Origin of the sequence: Pseudomonas sp. Irchel 3H7, from assembly GCF_900187605.1 — a bacterium.
Taxonomy (GTDB): domain Bacteria; phylum Pseudomonadota; class Gammaproteobacteria; order Pseudomonadales; family Pseudomonadaceae; genus Aquipseudomonas.
This window is the reverse complement of record NZ_FYEA01000003.1, coordinates 335,944-350,353: the sequence shown is the minus strand read 5'-3', so window position 1 is coordinate 350,353 and position 14,410 is coordinate 335,944. Positions and strand designations below refer to the sequence as shown.

Sequence of the window (14,410 nt, the reverse complement as noted above, 5' to 3'; positions counted from 1 at the left end):
CACCCTAGCCCTCTCCCAGGGGGAGAGGGGACTGATCGAGTTGATTATCCGAGGTACGCCGACCTGCAATACCGAGTCGCACTGAGGATTTGAAACTGCGAATCAAACTCAGGATTTGAAACTGCGAATTCAAGTCGAGCTCAGGATCTGAAAACCATGGAGATCGGCTCCCTTTCCCCCTCTACCCCTTGGGGGCGGTCCGACGTTTCGGGAGGGCTGGGGTGAGGGGGAAAAACTTCAAGTCGAACAAAAAAACCAGGCAACACCAGAACAATAAAACCAACCCGAAAATATTCGCCGAACCCGGCTCTGCCATAAATCCAATAACATTCGGAGTAAGTCGCCCATGGCTCGTTTGCAACGCACCCTTTCATTAGGGTCGGTGGTGCTGTTCGGCATCGCCTACATGACGCCGATCATTGTCCTCGGCACCTTCGGCATCCTCGCTCAATCCACCGCTGGCATGGTGCCCGCCGCGTATCTGGCGGCGCTGGTGGCGATGTTCTTCACCGCCATGAGCTACGGGCGCATGGCCGCCGCGTTCCCCGTCGCCGGTTCCGCTTACAGCTACGTGCGCAAGGCGATCAGCCCGAAACTCGGCTTTATCGCCGGTTGGGCGGTGTTGCTCGATTACCTGTTTCTGCCGATGGCGATCTGGTTGATCGGCGCGGCTTATCTGGCCTCGGCGTTCCCGTCGATCCCGCAATGGATCTGGGTGCTGGCGTTCATCGGCATCACCAGCGCAATCAACATCATTGGCCTGAAACTGGCCAACGGCATCAACGCCTTGCTGATGCTGGTGCAGTTTCTGGTGCTGATTGCTTTCGTCGCGCTGTGCGTGCACTACATTGGCGGCGATGCGGGCACGCCGTTGTGGTCGATCAAACCGTTCTTCAACGGCGACATGCAGATGCCGCTGATCATGAGCGGCGCGGCGATTGCCTGCTATTCGTTCCTCGGTTTCGATGCGGTCAGCACCCTGACCGAAGAGACCCGCGACCCACGCCGCACCATTCCAAGGGCGATCATGTTGATCACCTTGATCGGCGGACTGATCTTCGTCGGTGTTTCGTATTTCGTGCAGATCGCGCACCCGTCGTTCCAGTTCGACAGTGTCGATTCGGCCGCCTATGAAATCGCCCGCAATATCGGCGGCGATCTATTCGTGTCGATTTTCCTCATCGGTCTGATTGTCGGCCAGTTCGCCTCGGGACTGTCGGCGCAGGCCAGCGGCTCGCGACTGCTGTTCGCCATGGGCCGCGACGGCGTGCTGCCCAAGTCATTTTTCGGCACCTTGCACGCGCGCTTCGGCACACCGGTCAACAGCATCCTGCTCTGTGCCGTGGTGGCGTTGCTGGCGCTGAAACTCGACGTGACCACTTCGACCTCGTTCATCAACTTCGGCGCTTTCCTGGCGTTCAGTCTGGTCAACCTGTCGGTGATCTTTCATTACTGGATCGGCGGTGAGAAAAAAGGTCCGCGCGAGTGCCTGCTGTTTCTGGTTTTCCCGTTTATCGGGCTGGTGGCGGACTTGTGGCTGATGGTCAGCCTTGATCATCTGGCGGTGTATCTGGGGCTGAGCTGGCTGGCGATCGGCGTGGTGTACCTGGCGGTGCTCACTGGTGGTTTCCGTCGGCAGCCGCCGGAGATGGACTTTCAGGAAACCACCTGAAGCGCCCTCAGGCAGCGGGCCGGTTCTGGCGCATCGGCAACTCGACGCGAAAGGTCGTGCCGACGCCCGGTTCGCTGCGTACGGAAATGTCGCCACCGTGCTTTTTGACGATGCCATAGGACAGGGACAGGCCCAGCCCGGTGCCTTGGCCGACGGGTTTGGTGGTGAAAAACGGATCGAAGATTTTCTGCAGGATGTCCGGCGCAATCCCCGCGCCGGTGTCCGCGACTTCCACCCAGGCCGTGTCTTGTTGTTGCCCGGTGCGCAGGGTGATGGTGCCGCGCTCGGGGCCCATGGCCTGCGCCGCATTGACCACCAGGTTCATGATCACTTGATTGATTTGCGACGGCAGGCACTCGATGTCCGGCAGGGGCTGGTACTCCTTGATCAGGTCGGCCTTGTACTTGAGTTCGCTGGCGACGATGTTCAGGGTCGACTCGATGCCTTGTTGCAGATTGGCCCACTGCCATTGCTGCTGGGTATCGACCCGGGAGAAATCCTTCAGGTCCTTGACGATCTGCCCGACCCGGCCAATGCCTTCCTTGGATTCGCGGATCAGCACCGGAATGTCCTCGAGCAGAAAATCCAGGTCGGCGTCTTTGCGCAATTGCTCAAGCCGCGCCACCGACTCGCTGTCTGGCATTGGCCCAAGCGTCTGCCAGGCGTCGAGTACGCTGAGCAATTGTTTGAAGTAGCCGTCCAGCGTGCCGAGGTTGGAGGAGATAAAGCCGATTGGGTTGTTGATTTCATGGGCCACGCCCGCCGCCATTTGCCCCAGTGAGGCAAGTTTTTCCGACTGCACCAACTGACTTTCCAGTTGCTTGCGCTCATCGATTTCCCGCTGCAGTTCTTCGCTGGCCTGCTTGAACTGGGCCGTGCGTTGATCGACCAGATGTTCCAGGTGATGCATTTGCAATGACGCGCGTTCGGTCATCTGCCATTTGGTCAGCAGGGTGTTGGCCATCTGCTGCACTTCGATGTTGTCGAACGGCTTCTTCAGAATCAGCAAGCGGTCATGCGCTTGCAGACGTTCCAGCAGTTCATCCCAGGAATAATCCGAGTAGGCGGTGCAGACCACCACTTGCAACTGCGGATCCTGCTGCCATAGATGCTCGATGGTTTTCGCGCCGTCCCAGCCGTCGGGCATGCGCATGTCGACAAAGGCCAGCGCGTAGGGGCGTTGTTCTGCCAGGGCCTGCATCAGTTTGCCCAGGCCCTCTTCGCCGCCATAGGCGGAATCGAGTTCGAACAGTGGGCGCTGGGGGCGTGTCTGGGCACCGAACAGTGCCGCTTCCATCTCGTCCAGTTCCACGGACTGCGCCGCCGGCGGCGCGAGAATCTTGCGAAAGTCTTCATGAATCGACGGCATGTCGTCGATCAGCAGAATGCGGCGGTTCGACAGCTCGCTCATGCGTTCTCCGTGACGCTGATCAGGGGGATCTGCAAGGTGAACAGCGCACCCTGGCCAGGGCCGTCGCTGTGCGCGGTGAGGTGGCCATTCATCTCGATAGCCGCCAGGGCGCAACTGTGCAGGCCGAAGCCGTGGCCTTCCTTGCGGGTGGTGAAACCGTGGGCAAAGATTCGCGTCATGTTTTCCGGCGCAATGCCTTCGCCGTCATCCTTGACGCTGATCTCAAGGAAATTGTTATCGACGATCCTGACCGCCAGGGTCATGGTGCGGGGGCGGTTGCTGAGGTCGGACATGGCGTATTTGGCGTTGCTGATGAGGTTGATCAGGATCAGCAGCAATCGGTGTTTGTCGCCCATCACCTGCGGCACTTCGGCGTATTCCCTGACCACCGTGACGTGGTGGCGGGTCAGGGCGCCAGCGTTCATGCGCAACGCGTCTTCGAGCAATTCGTTGATGAATAGCGGTTCGGTCATGCTGTTGGCGCCAGCATAGGATTGCTGGGTGGCGACGATGTCCTTGATGTGATCGACGCTTTTGTTCATCTGATTCAATTCGTCGAGCATTTCCTGTTGTTCCTGGGCAATCGCGACCACCAGTTGGTTGAGGTAACCGGGGAGCAATTTGCCTTTGGCGTCTTCGCTGAGGAACGCGCCGAGGTCATCCGGGTGTTCATTGATCAGTTGCATGGCCTTGCCCAGGCCTTGGCTCTTGCTGTTGCGCAGCTTGCGCGTGATCAGGTCGCTGGAGATGTTCACGCTGTTGAGCACATTGCCGACGTTGTGCAGCACATTGGTGGCGATTTCCGCCATGCCGGCCTGACGTGCCGCGTCGAGCAGTTCGCTCTGGGCGTCCTTGAGTTCGCGGGTGCGTTCTTCGACCCGTTGTTCCAGCGCATCGTTGGCCGTTTGAAGCGCATTATTGACCCGGTTGATTTCGGCGAAGCTGCCGATCAGGCGGATGGCCAGCCACACCAGCGACAACATCAACAGCACCGAAAACAGCAGCAGGTAGAAGTGGTATTGCCGGTCGACCTGATCGGCGCGCTGCTGATCGTGATCGAGCATGGTGGTGATGTTGTCGAGGCTGTCAGCCACGGGGATGTTTTCGATGTTTTCGAGCAACTGGTTGACCAGTGGCTGTTCGCGAGCAATCAGTGAGATATGGCTGCTCAGGATTTTGATCGGGGTCTGAAACGCCGGCGGCAGGCGTTGTGCATTGACCTTCAGCTTGTTCAGGCCGACCTCGATGTCGGCGGCCCGGTCGTCGGAGGTGACCTGGGCGAACTCAAGGGCGCTGAGCAGCAAGTCGTAGGTATCGGTGATGATGTTTTGCAGCTGCAATTTATCGAAGTCCGACAGGCTCGCCAGTTGCTGCTGGATGTCGTCTTCAGCGGTGGGTAAAAAAGCCAGGGAGTTACGCAACAGCGCGTTGTGCGATTTGAACTGTTCGACCAGACGGGTCTTTTCCTGCATCGCCTGCAGGAAACGCTCGTGAGCTTCGTTCCATTGCGCCGAGTCTTTACGCCCGTGCCCGGACTCGATCGCTTCGAAGCGCGCCCAGAGCCGGTTCATCTCGTTCATCGGCGACACCAGCGGATCGTAGTTGTGGGTGAGCGCCACTCGCGCCTTGAGAATTTCGTTTTCCCACAGCGAGTTCTGCTGTTTGATCTGCCGGATCAGATCCCGTGATTCGGTGTACGTCATGCTCTGGTCAGAGCTGGATTTCAAGTACAGAAACAGCAGAGTCGAGGCCAGCGCCAGGGCGACCAGGGTCAGCAACAACAGGCTGCGTCGCCGCGAGATGTTGATCATGGCTTGTCTCTCCCTTGGCCGGTGAGGGTGGTGAGAAACAGAATGATCAGTGTTTTGTCCTCTTCACTCGGTAAGCGCCCCAACTGGTACCGGAACATCACATCCACAGCATCTTCGAGGGTGAGCGCCGAACCGTCGTGAAAGTACGGCGCGGTGATCGCGACATTGCGCAGGCTCGGCACCTTGAACACGGCCCGGTCCGCTTCGTCGCCGGTCACGTTGAAACGTCCCTGATCGGCCACGGTCGGGTTGCCGCGATCGACTATGTAATCGCCGAACACGCCGAACTTCTGGAACATGTTGCCGCCGATGTTCACCCCTTGATGGCAGGCAATGCAGCCGTATTCCTTGAAGCGCTGGTAACCGTATTTTTCCTCCAGAGTGAGGATGTCGGTGTTGCCGAGCAGGTATTGATCGAAGCGTGAGTTGGGCGTCAGCAGGGTGCGTTCAAAACTGGCCAGCGCCTGCTGGACATTGGCCTGGGTCACGCCGTCCGGGTAGGTGGCGGCGAAATCACGACGATAGTCGGGGTCGTTGCCGATGCGTTCGATCACGGTGCGCCAGTCGCTGCCCATTTCATGGGGGCTGGTGATGACGACATTGCTTTGTTCCTCCAGCGTTTTGACGCGGCCATCCCAGAACTGACGAAAGTTGAGGGCCGCGTTGAACACGGTCGGTGTGTTGACCGCTACCGGTTTACCGTCGAAGCCCAGTGACAAGGCGCGGCTGTCGGCCCCGTTCTTGTCGAGTTGGTGGCAGCTGGCGCAGGACAGCGTGTTGTTGATCGACAAGCGTGGCTCGTGGAATAACCGTCGACCGAGTTCCACGCGCCGGGCATCCTGTTGCGGCACTGCGGGCAACGGTTTGAGCGGCTCGTCCAGTGGCTCGGCACTGGCGCCGACGCAGAGTCCGCACAGCAGCAACGCCATGGCGTGGTGGAACAGGCTCATCGGCAAATGTCTCCCTGACTCAAGGCCGTTTTTACAGTGATCATTCAATCGCCCAGGGCGTGGGTTGCGTACCAGCGAGCAACTGCGCAAACGTGTCTGCCGGCAGCGCCTTGCTGAAAAAGTAGCCTTGGCCCTCTTCGCAGTGGTGGGCCTTGAGAAACGCCAGTTGTTCGGCGGTTTCGATGCCCTCGGCGATGACGTTCAGGCCCAGGCTCTTGCCCAGGTTGATGATCGCGCTCACCAGCGCGGCATCGCTGCGGTCGTTGCACAGGTTGCGAATGAACGATTGGTCGATCTTCAGCACATCGATGGGAAACCGCCGCAGGTAGCTCAGGCTGGAATAACCGGTGCCGAAGTCGTCGATGGCCAGCCGCGTGCCCAGCGTTTTCAGGCGGTTAAGTGCTGTCATCGTCGCTTCGACGTTTTGCATCAGCACGCCTTCGGTGATTTCCAGTTCCAGCCACTCGGGCGCCAGACCAGTCTGTTGCAGTACGCGTTCGATGCCGGCGACGAAGTCACGCTGGCGAAAATCGATGGGTGAAGTGTTGACCGACATGCGGATCGGCGGCAGTCCGGCCAGTTGCCAGGCACGGGTCTGCCGACAGGCTTCAGCCAGCACCCATTTGCTCAACGGCACGATCAGGCCACTGTCCTCGGCCACCGGGATGAAGTCCGCCGGATAGACCCAGCCATGCCCGGGTTTTTGCCAGCGCAGCAGTGCTTCGGCACCCACCACGGCGGCCGTGCGCAGGTCGATTTTCGGCTGATAGTGCAGGACGAATTCATGTTCCTGCAGGGCGCGGCGAATGCCCGACTCGATGCTGTGCTGTTCCCGGGCGTGCTGGTTCATGGCTTCGATAAAGAAGCCGATGTTGTCAGGCCCCAGTTCCTTGACGTTGCGCATCGCGGTCTCGGCCTTCTTGATCAGCTCGGTGGCTTCGAGGCCGTCATCGGGGTAGACGCTGATGCCGACGCTGGCAGTGACGCTGACATCGTGACCGGCAATCGTCTGCGGCAAGCGAATGGCCGTGAGGAGTTTTTCCGCGACGGCGTGGGTTTGCTGAGGGTGGTTGATGTCGCCGAGGATCACTACGAACTCGTCTGAGCCGTAGCGAAACACCGAGTCCGAATCACGCACACAGGTCAGCAGTTGTCGGGCGACCCGTTTGAGCATCTCGTCGCCCGCCGGATGGCCCAGCGCATTGTTGATGCGCTTGAAGCGATCCAGGCCGAGAAACATCACCACCAGTTGTTTGTCATGCCGTCGGCACACCGCTATGGCCTGGCTCAGGCGATCACCGAGCAGGGTGCTGTTGGGCAGTTCAGTGAGGCTGTCGTATTGCAGCAGGTGCGAAACCTTGAGCAGTTCGTGCACCCGCGCCTCAATGGTTCGCTCAAGGCTGAGCATCTTCAGCGCCGCGTCTTGCGCCAGTTGCCATTTCCACGTCAGGGCGTTGGCCATCTGGCGGATTTCCAGACTGTCGAACGGCTTTTTCAGGATCAGCAACTGGTCGCCAAACTCCAGCCGTTCGGCCATCGCCTCCCAGCTGTAGTCGCTGTAGGCGGTGCACAAGGCGATTTGCAAATTCGGGTCGACTCGCCACAGTTGCTCAATGGTTTCCAGGCCGTCCCAGCCGGGCGGCATGCGCATGTCGATAAAGGCGAGGGCGTAGGGATTGCCACTGGCCAGTGCCCGGTTGACCAGCGCCAGCGCTTCCTGGCCCTGATAGGCGGAGTCGAGCTGGAAGCTCAGGTGCGGCGTCTGCTGAGTGCCGAACAACGTTTGCTCCAGTTGCTGCAAATCCGCTGCGTCTGAAACCTGTGGCGCAAGGATCTTGCGAAAGTCATCGTGGATCGCCGGCGTGTCGTCGATGATCAGGATGCGCCGGTTGGTCTGGGGAAAAGGCGCTTTCATGCCTCGTCCTCCTTCGGTGCGAGGAGGGAACTGTCCTTGAGCAAATGCCCGGCCTGTTCGGCGCTGACCGCCGCGCTGAAATACAGGCCCCGGGCACTGGGCAGCGCGGCTGCGGCAGAGGGCGCGCGCGGCTGCTCCGGCGATGGCTGGCCTTCAGCGATGATGCCGATGCCCAAGTCCCGGGCGAAGTTGACGATCGCGCGCAGGGCATTGGCGCTGGCGACATCGTGGGCGGCACTGTCGACGAAACTCTGCGCCAGTTTGAGGTGATTGACCCGGTAGGTTTTCAGATAGTCGAACGATGAGTATTCGGTGCCGAAATCATCGATGGCGATGGCCACGCCCAGTTCACGCAGGCGCGGCAGCGCATCGTTGTGCGTCCACTTGGTCTGGGCCAGCGTGGCCTCGGTGACATCGAAGCGCAGCTCCCAAGGGGCGAGCTCCCAGCGGGCGGTGGTGCGTAGCACGTTGTAGATCAGTTCCGGGCCGCTCTTGAGTTGCGCCAGCGAGAGTTTGATCGCCATCACCGGCGGCGCGACGCCTTCGTTACGCCACAGATGCATCTGCTGGCAGGCGTGATCCAGCACCCAGCGTCCGAGCGGAATGATCGCGCCGGTTTTCTCCGCAATCGGCACGAAGTCGGCGGCCGCCAGCAGACCGCGACGGGGATGCTGCCAGAGGACTTGCGCCTCCATGCCGAGAATTCGGCCGCTGTGCAGATCGATTTCCGGCGCATACCGCAGCATCAGTTCATTGCTCTCGAGGGCGGTCATCAATTCGCTGACGAGGGTCATGCGTTCGGCCACTTCCCGGGAGATTTCCTCGGAGTGGAAGTGGTACTGGTTGCGGCCCATTTCCTTGGCGCGGTACAGCGCCATGTCGGCCTGCCCGAGCAGCGCGTCGGCATCGAGGCTGAGGTCGCTGTAACTACTGATGCCGATGCTCACCGAAATATGCAACGCATTACCGGCCAGGTGGTAGGGCGCCAGCAGCGTGTCGCGGATGTTGGCAGCCATCGTGGCCGATTGGGTCGGGTCGCTGACATCCAGTTGCAGGATCGCGAATTCATCGCCGCCCAGGCGCGCCACTACGTCACTTTCGCGGACGCCGAACTTGATACGCCGGGCGACCTCCTGCAGCAGCAGATCGCCCACCGGGTGGCCCAGGGTGTCATTGATCCGTTTGAAATGGTCGAGGTCCAGGTAGAACACCGCGAACGGCATGGCGCCCCGTCGCGCGGCAGCAAACGCCTGATGCAGGCGTTCGATCAACGTGGCGCGATTGGCCAGGCCCGTCAGGCCATCGGAGCGCGCGAGCAAGGCCAGTTTTTCCTCGGCCAGGCGGCGTTCGGTGATGTCGAGGATGATGCCTTCGACTTCCAGCAGGCGGCCGTCCTGATCGCGCACCGGAATGTAGCGGTTCTCCACCCAGCGCCAGGTGCCCTGGCCGGTGCGCATGCGGAATTCGATGGACGCGCCCGACGCATGCCGATCCAGCACTCGGGCCATGGCCGCATCGACGTTCGCCTGATCGTCCGGATGAATCAGTGCCTGTGCCCAGTCGGGCGACCCCACCAGATCGGCGGCGACATGACCGTAACGGGTGATGTTGTGGGAGATATACATTAGCGCAAACGAGGGTTCGCCGCGCAAACGGTAAAGAATGGTCGGGCTGTTCTGCACGATCATATTGGCATCGGACAGCTCGCGGGTGCGCTCCTGCACCGCAGCTTCCAGCAGGGTCATCTTCAGCTCGGCGTCTTCGGTCATCTGCCATTTGACCGTGAGGGCGCTGGCCATCTGCCGTATCTCGATGGCGTCGAAGGGCTTTTTCAGGATCAGCAACCGATCGTTCAGCGCCAGACGTCGGTCGATGTCCTCCCAGGAATAATCGGAATAGGCCGTGCACAGCGCAACTTGCAGCTTGGGGTCGATCTGCCACAGCCGTTCGATGGTCTCCAGGCCATCCCAGCCCGGCGGCATGCGCATGTCGATGAAGGCCATGGCGTAGGGACGGTTTTGCGCCAGTGCGGCCTGGAGTTTTTCCAGGGCTTCGCGGCCCTGAAACGCCGAGTCCAGTTCGAAATGTTGGGATTGCTGTACTGAAGGGGTGCCGAACAGCAGGCTCTCGGTTTCGCCCAGACCATCGTCGCCGGGGATGACCGGACAGAGAATCTTGGCGAAATCGCCATGGATTGCCGGGCTGTCGTCAACGATCAGCACACGGCGATTGATGTGCACGGTTGCTGCTGTCATGCCGCGCCGCCCGTGGGGAGGCATGCTGTGATCATCCGGGGCATCCTTTTCCCTCGCCATTTGCCTGCTTGTATCAGCCGATGGTGTCTTGCGCTGTCTTCAGCATAGTCGGCTCCTCGGTACTACGCTTTCGGCCCCGGACAAAGATCGGCGTGAATGCCGGCGAAAATCATCTAGCCTTGGACTCAGGCGCGGACCGGCGCAGTGTTGGCTCGGTGCGTCGTAATTTCCCTGTTTGCTTGAGGCCATGCCATGGAAGAGCCATCCGCGCCGATGCCGGCGCATCGACCCACTGTGCTGCTGGTCGACGACGAGGAGTCGATCCTCAATAGTCTGCGTCGCCTGTTGCGCGGCCAACCCTACGATCTGCTGTTGGCCACCAGCGGCGCCCAGGCGCTGGAGCTTCTCGCGCAGCAGCCGGTAAATCTGGTGATGAGCGATGCGCGCATGCCGGGCATGGATGGAGCTTCGTTACTGGCGCATGTCCGTGAGCGTTATCCGGCGACTGCGCGGATCATGCTCACCGGCTACGCCGATCCGGCGGCGATCATCAAAGCCATCAATGACGGGCAGATTCACCGTTACATCAGCAAGCCGTGGAATGACGAGGAGCTGCTGCTGATTCTGCGCCAGTCCCTCGAACACCAGCATTCCGAGCAGGAGCGCCAGCGTCTGGAACGCTTGAACCGGGTGCAGAACGACCAGTTGAAACTGCTCAACAGCACCCTGGAAAAGCATGTCGCGGCGCGCACCGCCGAACTGCAGCAGACCGCCGACATGCTTGATCTGGCGTACGAAGAGCTCAAGCACAGCTACGTCACCGGCACTGAAGTGTTCTCGCTGCTGGCCAATCTGCGCTTGCCACCTGCCAAGCAGACCAACCGGCAGATCATCGAACTGGTGCGCAGCTACTGCAAACAGCACGGGCTGGACGAGGCCACCAGCCGCGATCTGACCATGGCTGCGGCGCTGTACAACATTGGCAAACTGAGCTGGACCGACGCGATGATGACCACGCCCTCGGATCTGCTGCGCCATACCGAACGCGAGCGCTATCGCAGTTATCCGAAGCAGAGCGAATCGTTGCTCATGACCCTGGATCCGATGAAGGATGCGGCGCGTCTGATCCTGCATCATCAGGAGCGCTGGGACGGCAGCGGTTTCCCCGACCGGCTCAAGGGCGAGGGCATTCCGTTCGGTTCACGCTTGCTGAAACTGGCGGTGGATTTCGTCGAGTTGCAGCGCGGTCTGATCCTTGAGCGGCAGATGAACAGCGATGAAGCGCTGCTGTACCTGCGCCAGTACGCCGGACGTTTGTACGATCCCGATCTGGTCGAAGACTTCATTCAGGTGTGCGCGGCGTTCCTCAGCGACGTGACGCTGGCCGATCCGTCGGTCAAGGTGCTGTCTACTCGGGATCTGGCGGCGGGGATGATTCTGGCGCGCAATCTGAATGCCGATAACGGCATGCTGCTGCTCAACGCCGGCAAGGTGCTCAGCGCGCTGCTGGTGGAAAAGCTGATTGCGTTCGAAGCCATGGAGGGCGGCAAGTACACGATTTTTGTCAAGGTGCCGGAGGAGGTTGAAGCCACGCTCAAGGCTCAGGGTGAGTGATTTACGGGGTGACCTCAGCGGCGCTCGCATGGGATCCTTGGGGTTTTTCACGCTGGTGGCTGCCCCATGACTTCTGTATCCCTTGTTTCTGCAAACCTGATTCGTATAGCCGCCGCGCTGTTGCTCAATCCCGAAGGCCAGACCCTGCTGGTGCGCAAGCGTGGCACCACGGCATTCATGCAACCGGGCGGCAAGATCGAGGCGCATGAGTTGCCGGTGCACGCGCTGGCCCGCGAGCTGGAAGAAGAGTTGGGGCTGCAGATCGATCCTGCGCAGGCCAGGTTTCTCGGCCAGTTCTCGGCGCCTGCAGCCAACGAGCCGGGGTGTGTCGTTCAGGCCGAGATCTTCCAACTGACCATCGACGCTGAAGTCACGCCGGCCGCGGAAATCGAAGAAGTGATCTGGGTCGATCCGACCACTGATCCTGCTGTCGTTCTGGCGCCATTGACACGCGACCTGATCCTGCCGTTTTATCGCAACTCGCTGAGCGCAATCGCCTGATCATCCACGCAAAGGACTTTGCCATGATCCCGCTGCAAGACCTGCTGATTTTTGCCGCCGCTGCCCTGCTGATGGTGCTGACGCCGGGGCCGAACATGATCTACCTGATCTCGCGTTCGATCTGTCAGGGACGCAAGGCCGGGGTGACGTCGTTGCTCGGCGTGGTGGCGGGGTTCTTTGTGCATCTGTTTGCGGCGGCGGCCGGTTTGACCGCTGTGTTTCTTGCGGTGCCGATGGCCTACGAAGTGCTGAAATGGGCCGGCGCGCTGTACCTGCTGTGGCTGGCCTGGCAAGCGGTGAAGCCTGGCGCACGCTCGCCGTTCCAAGCGCAGCAATTGCCGGCGGACTCGTCGCGCAAGCTGATCAGCATGGGCTTTCTCACCAGCGCGCTGAACCCGAAAATCGCCGTGTTCTATCTCTCGGTATTTCCGCAGTTCATCACCCCTGAACACGGCTCGGTGTTCACCCAAAGCATCATTCTCGGCCTGACCCAGATCAGCGTCAGTTTCTGCGTCAATCTGCTGATCGCGCTGTTCGCGGCGGGCATCGCTTCGTGGTTTGTGCGTAACCCGACGTGGCTGGCGCTGCAGCGTTATTTCATGAGCTTCGTCCTCGGCGGTCTCGCTGTGCGGCTGATGCTTGAGCAGCGCAGGACGCCGTGAGCATGTGGATCGAACGGCTGGACGCCAGTCATGCCCTGGCTTACCGCGAACTGATGCTCGAAGCCTATGACCGCCATCCGCAGGCTTTTACCTCAAGCGTGCGCGAACGCGCGGTGATGCCATTGAGCTGGTGGGAAGGGCGCCTGACCAGCAAACTCGACGTGGTGCTTGGCGCGTTTGAAACCGGCACGCTCGCCGGTATCGTTGGCCTGGCCTTCGAACCGCGTGAGAAGGCGCGCCACAAAGCGACCGTGTTCGGCATGTACGTTTCAGCGGATTTTCGCCAGCGCGGCCTGGGCCATGAACTGGTGCAGGCGGCCATTGCCGAAGCGCAAAACCAACCGGCGCTGAAACTGCTTCAGCTCACCGTGACCGCCGGCAATGACGCGGCATTCAAGCTCTATCAGCGCTGCGGCTTCATCCAGTTCGGCCTCGAACCACTGGCGGTGCGGGTGGGCGAGGACTATTTCGACAAGATCCATATGTGGCGCGAGATCTGAGTTCACACTGATCCCTGTGGGAGCGAGCCTGCTCGCGAAGGCAATCTGACAGTCACTATTTGTGTGTCTGATACATCGCTTTCGCGAGCAGGCTCGCTCCCACAAGTGACTCAGCGCACGGCGCTGACCCCGTCCAGGGTCGAGAACGACGTGTCCTTGGCCGTCAGCAGAAAATCACGCATGTACGGCGCATCGAGCATGTCGGTACGAATCGCCGCGTACAACGTCGCGAACAAGCCTTTTTCCCCCAGCCGTTTGCCCTTCACGTAACCGCGCGAGCTGTATTCATGCAACGCCCAGTGCGGCATGCCGCAGACGCCACGGCCGCTGGCAACCAGTTGCATCATCATCACTGTCAGCTCTGAAGTGCGCACCTGCGCCGGTTCGATATCGGCCGGTTCCAGGAAGCGCGTGAAGATGTCGAGGCGGTCGCGTTCCACCGGGTAGGTGATCAGCGTTTCCGTCAGCAGGTCTTCGGGGACGATGTACGGTTTGCTCGCCAGCGCATGCTGATTGGCCACGGCGAGCATGGCTTCGTAGGTGAACAGTGGCACATAAGTGATCCCGGCGATTTCCAGTGGATCGGACGTCACCACCAGATCCAGATCGCCACGGGCCAGCGCCGGCAACGGAGCGAAAGCGAAACCCGAGGCGAGGTCGAGTTCGACTTCCGGCCAGGCATCGCGGAACTGGTCGATGGTCGGCATCAGCCACTGAAAGCAGCTGTGGCATTCGATGGCCATATGCAAACGTCCGGCGGTGCCACCGGCCAGCCGACCGATATCCCGTTCAGCGGCGCGTAACAGCGGCAGGGTCGCATCGGCCAGTTGCAGCAGGCGCAAACCGGCACTGGTGAAGCGCACCGGTTTGGTCTTGCGCACGAAAAGGGCCATGCCCAGGCGCTCCTCAAGTTCCTTGAACTGGTGCGACAGCGCTGACTGCGTCAGGTGCAAACGGTCGGCGGCATCGACCAGACTGTCGGCTTCGCGCAAGGCATGCAGGGTTTTCAGGTGGCGGATTTCAAGCACCGATGGCTCCATGAGGAAAACTTGTGATTAACGCAAAGAGGGTGAGTTTGTCTCAAGTTGAGAGCGCTGTCGACGATTACACCTTTTTACG

Annotated in this window: 11 protein-coding genes; 5 read left to right on the top strand and 6 right to left on the bottom strand. The window is 60.5% G+C overall.

Annotation, left to right across the window (positions count from 1 at the left end):
• Positions 1-346: 346 nt before the first annotated feature.
• A complete protein-coding gene (locus CKW38_RS07600) occupies positions 347-1,672 on the top strand; it encodes an APC family permease (protein WP_007916762.1) in 1,326 nt (441 codons plus the stop codon).
• A gap of 7 nt (positions 1,673-1,679) precedes the next feature.
• Here the strand turns inward: CKW38_RS07600 and CKW38_RS07595 are convergent, their stop codons facing one another.
• The 5 genes from CKW38_RS07595 to CKW38_RS07575 are packed head-to-tail and all read right to left on the bottom strand — an operon-like array spanning position 1,680 to position 10,014.
• A complete protein-coding gene (locus tag CKW38_RS07595) occupies positions 1,680-3,083 on the bottom strand; it encodes an ATP-binding protein (RefSeq protein WP_095112355.1) in 1,404 nt (467 codons plus the stop codon).
• Positions 3,080-4,894 carry a DAHL domain-containing protein gene (locus CKW38_RS07590; RefSeq protein WP_095112354.1) on the bottom strand — a complete coding sequence of 605 codons (1,815 nt, stop codon included), beginning with the start codon at positions 4,892-4,894 and terminating at the stop codon, positions 3,080-3,082. The genes CKW38_RS07595 and CKW38_RS07590 overlap by 4 nt, the downstream gene beginning before the upstream one ends.
• Positions 4,891-5,844 carry a cytochrome-c peroxidase gene (locus CKW38_RS07585; protein WP_007916758.1) on the bottom strand — a complete coding sequence of 318 codons (954 nt, stop codon included), beginning with the start codon at positions 5,842-5,844 and terminating at the stop codon, positions 4,891-4,893. The genes CKW38_RS07590 and CKW38_RS07585 overlap by 4 nt, the downstream gene beginning before the upstream one ends.
• A 40-nt stretch (positions 5,845-5,884) precedes the next feature.
• Positions 5,885-7,759, bottom strand: coding sequence for a bifunctional diguanylate cyclase/phosphodiesterase (locus tag CKW38_RS07580; RefSeq protein WP_007916756.1), 1,875 nt, complete (start codon positions 7,757-7,759; stop codon positions 5,885-5,887).
• Positions 7,756-10,014, bottom strand: a complete 2,259-nt coding sequence (locus tag CKW38_RS07575; RefSeq protein WP_176472301.1) for an EAL domain-containing protein — start codon at positions 10,012-10,014, stop codon at positions 7,756-7,758. Before CKW38_RS07575 ends, CKW38_RS07580 begins: the two co-directional genes overlap by 4 nt.
• Positions 10,015-10,266: 252 nt before the next feature.
• On the opposite strand from CKW38_RS07575, the gene CKW38_RS07570 reads away from it, so the two are divergent.
• The 4 genes from CKW38_RS07570 to CKW38_RS07555 all read left to right on the top strand — a co-directional run bounded on the left by CKW38_RS07570 (position 10,267) and on the right by CKW38_RS07555 (position 13,291).
• Positions 10,267-11,628 (top strand): HD domain-containing phosphohydrolase, encoded by a 1,362-nt coding sequence (locus tag CKW38_RS07570; protein WP_007916752.1) that lies wholly within the window; start codon positions 10,267-10,269, stop codon positions 11,626-11,628.
• Positions 11,629-11,694: 66 nt separating this feature from the next.
• Positions 11,695-12,129: an NUDIX domain-containing protein gene (locus CKW38_RS07565; protein WP_007916750.1), complete on the top strand. Its 435-nt coding sequence runs from the start codon at positions 11,695-11,697 to the stop codon at positions 12,127-12,129.
• Between the two features lie 23 nt (positions 12,130-12,152).
• Positions 12,153-12,791 carry a LysE family translocator gene (locus CKW38_RS07560; RefSeq protein ID WP_095112352.1) on the top strand — a complete coding sequence of 213 codons (639 nt, stop codon included), beginning with the start codon at positions 12,153-12,155 and terminating at the stop codon, positions 12,789-12,791.
• Positions 12,792-12,793: 2 nt separating this feature from the next.
• The gene (locus CKW38_RS07555; RefSeq protein ID WP_095112351.1) at positions 12,794-13,291 is read left to right on the top strand and encodes a GNAT family N-acetyltransferase; all 498 of its coding nucleotides are present in this window, start codon (positions 12,794-12,796) and stop codon (positions 13,289-13,291) included.
• Between the two features lie 110 nt (positions 13,292-13,401).
• On the opposite strand, the gene metR is transcribed toward CKW38_RS07555, so the two are convergent.
• The gene (gene metR, locus CKW38_RS07550) at positions 13,402-14,319 is read right to left on the bottom strand and encodes a transcriptional regulator MetR (protein WP_007916739.1); all 918 of its coding nucleotides are present in this window, start codon (positions 14,317-14,319) and stop codon (positions 13,402-13,404) included.
• Positions 14,320-14,410 lie beyond the last annotated feature (91 nt).

Coding starts and splice junctions, on each gene's coding strand:
- CKW38_RS07590 (WP_095112354.1), bottom strand. CDS start 4,894: ATGATCAACATCTCGCGGCGACGCAGCCTGTTGTTGCTGACCCTGGTC.
- CKW38_RS07575 (WP_176472301.1), bottom strand. CDS start 10,014: ATGACAGCAGCAACCGTGCACATCAATCGCCGTGTGCTGATCGTTGAC.
- CKW38_RS07565 (WP_007916750.1), top strand. CDS start 11,695: ATGACTTCTGTATCCCTTGTTTCTGCAAACCTGATTCGTATAGCCGCC.
- CKW38_RS07600 (WP_007916762.1), top strand. CDS start 347: ATGGCTCGTTTGCAACGCACCCTTTCATTAGGGTCGGTGGTGCTGTTC.
- CKW38_RS07560 (WP_095112352.1), top strand. CDS start 12,153: ATGATCCCGCTGCAAGACCTGCTGATTTTTGCCGCCGCTGCCCTGCTG.
- CKW38_RS07555 (WP_095112351.1), top strand. CDS start 12,794: ATGTGGATCGAACGGCTGGACGCCAGTCATGCCCTGGCTTACCGCGAA.
- CKW38_RS07570 (WP_007916752.1), top strand. CDS start 10,267: ATGGAAGAGCCATCCGCGCCGATGCCGGCGCATCGACCCACTGTGCTG.
- CKW38_RS07595 (WP_095112355.1), bottom strand. CDS start 3,083: ATGAGCGAGCTGTCGAACCGCCGCATTCTGCTGATCGACGACATGCCG.
- CKW38_RS07580 (WP_007916756.1), bottom strand. CDS start 7,759: ATGAAAGCGCCTTTTCCCCAGACCAACCGGCGCATCCTGATCATCGAC.
- CKW38_RS07585 (WP_007916758.1), bottom strand. CDS start 5,844: ATGAGCCTGTTCCACCACGCCATGGCGTTGCTGCTGTGCGGACTCTGC.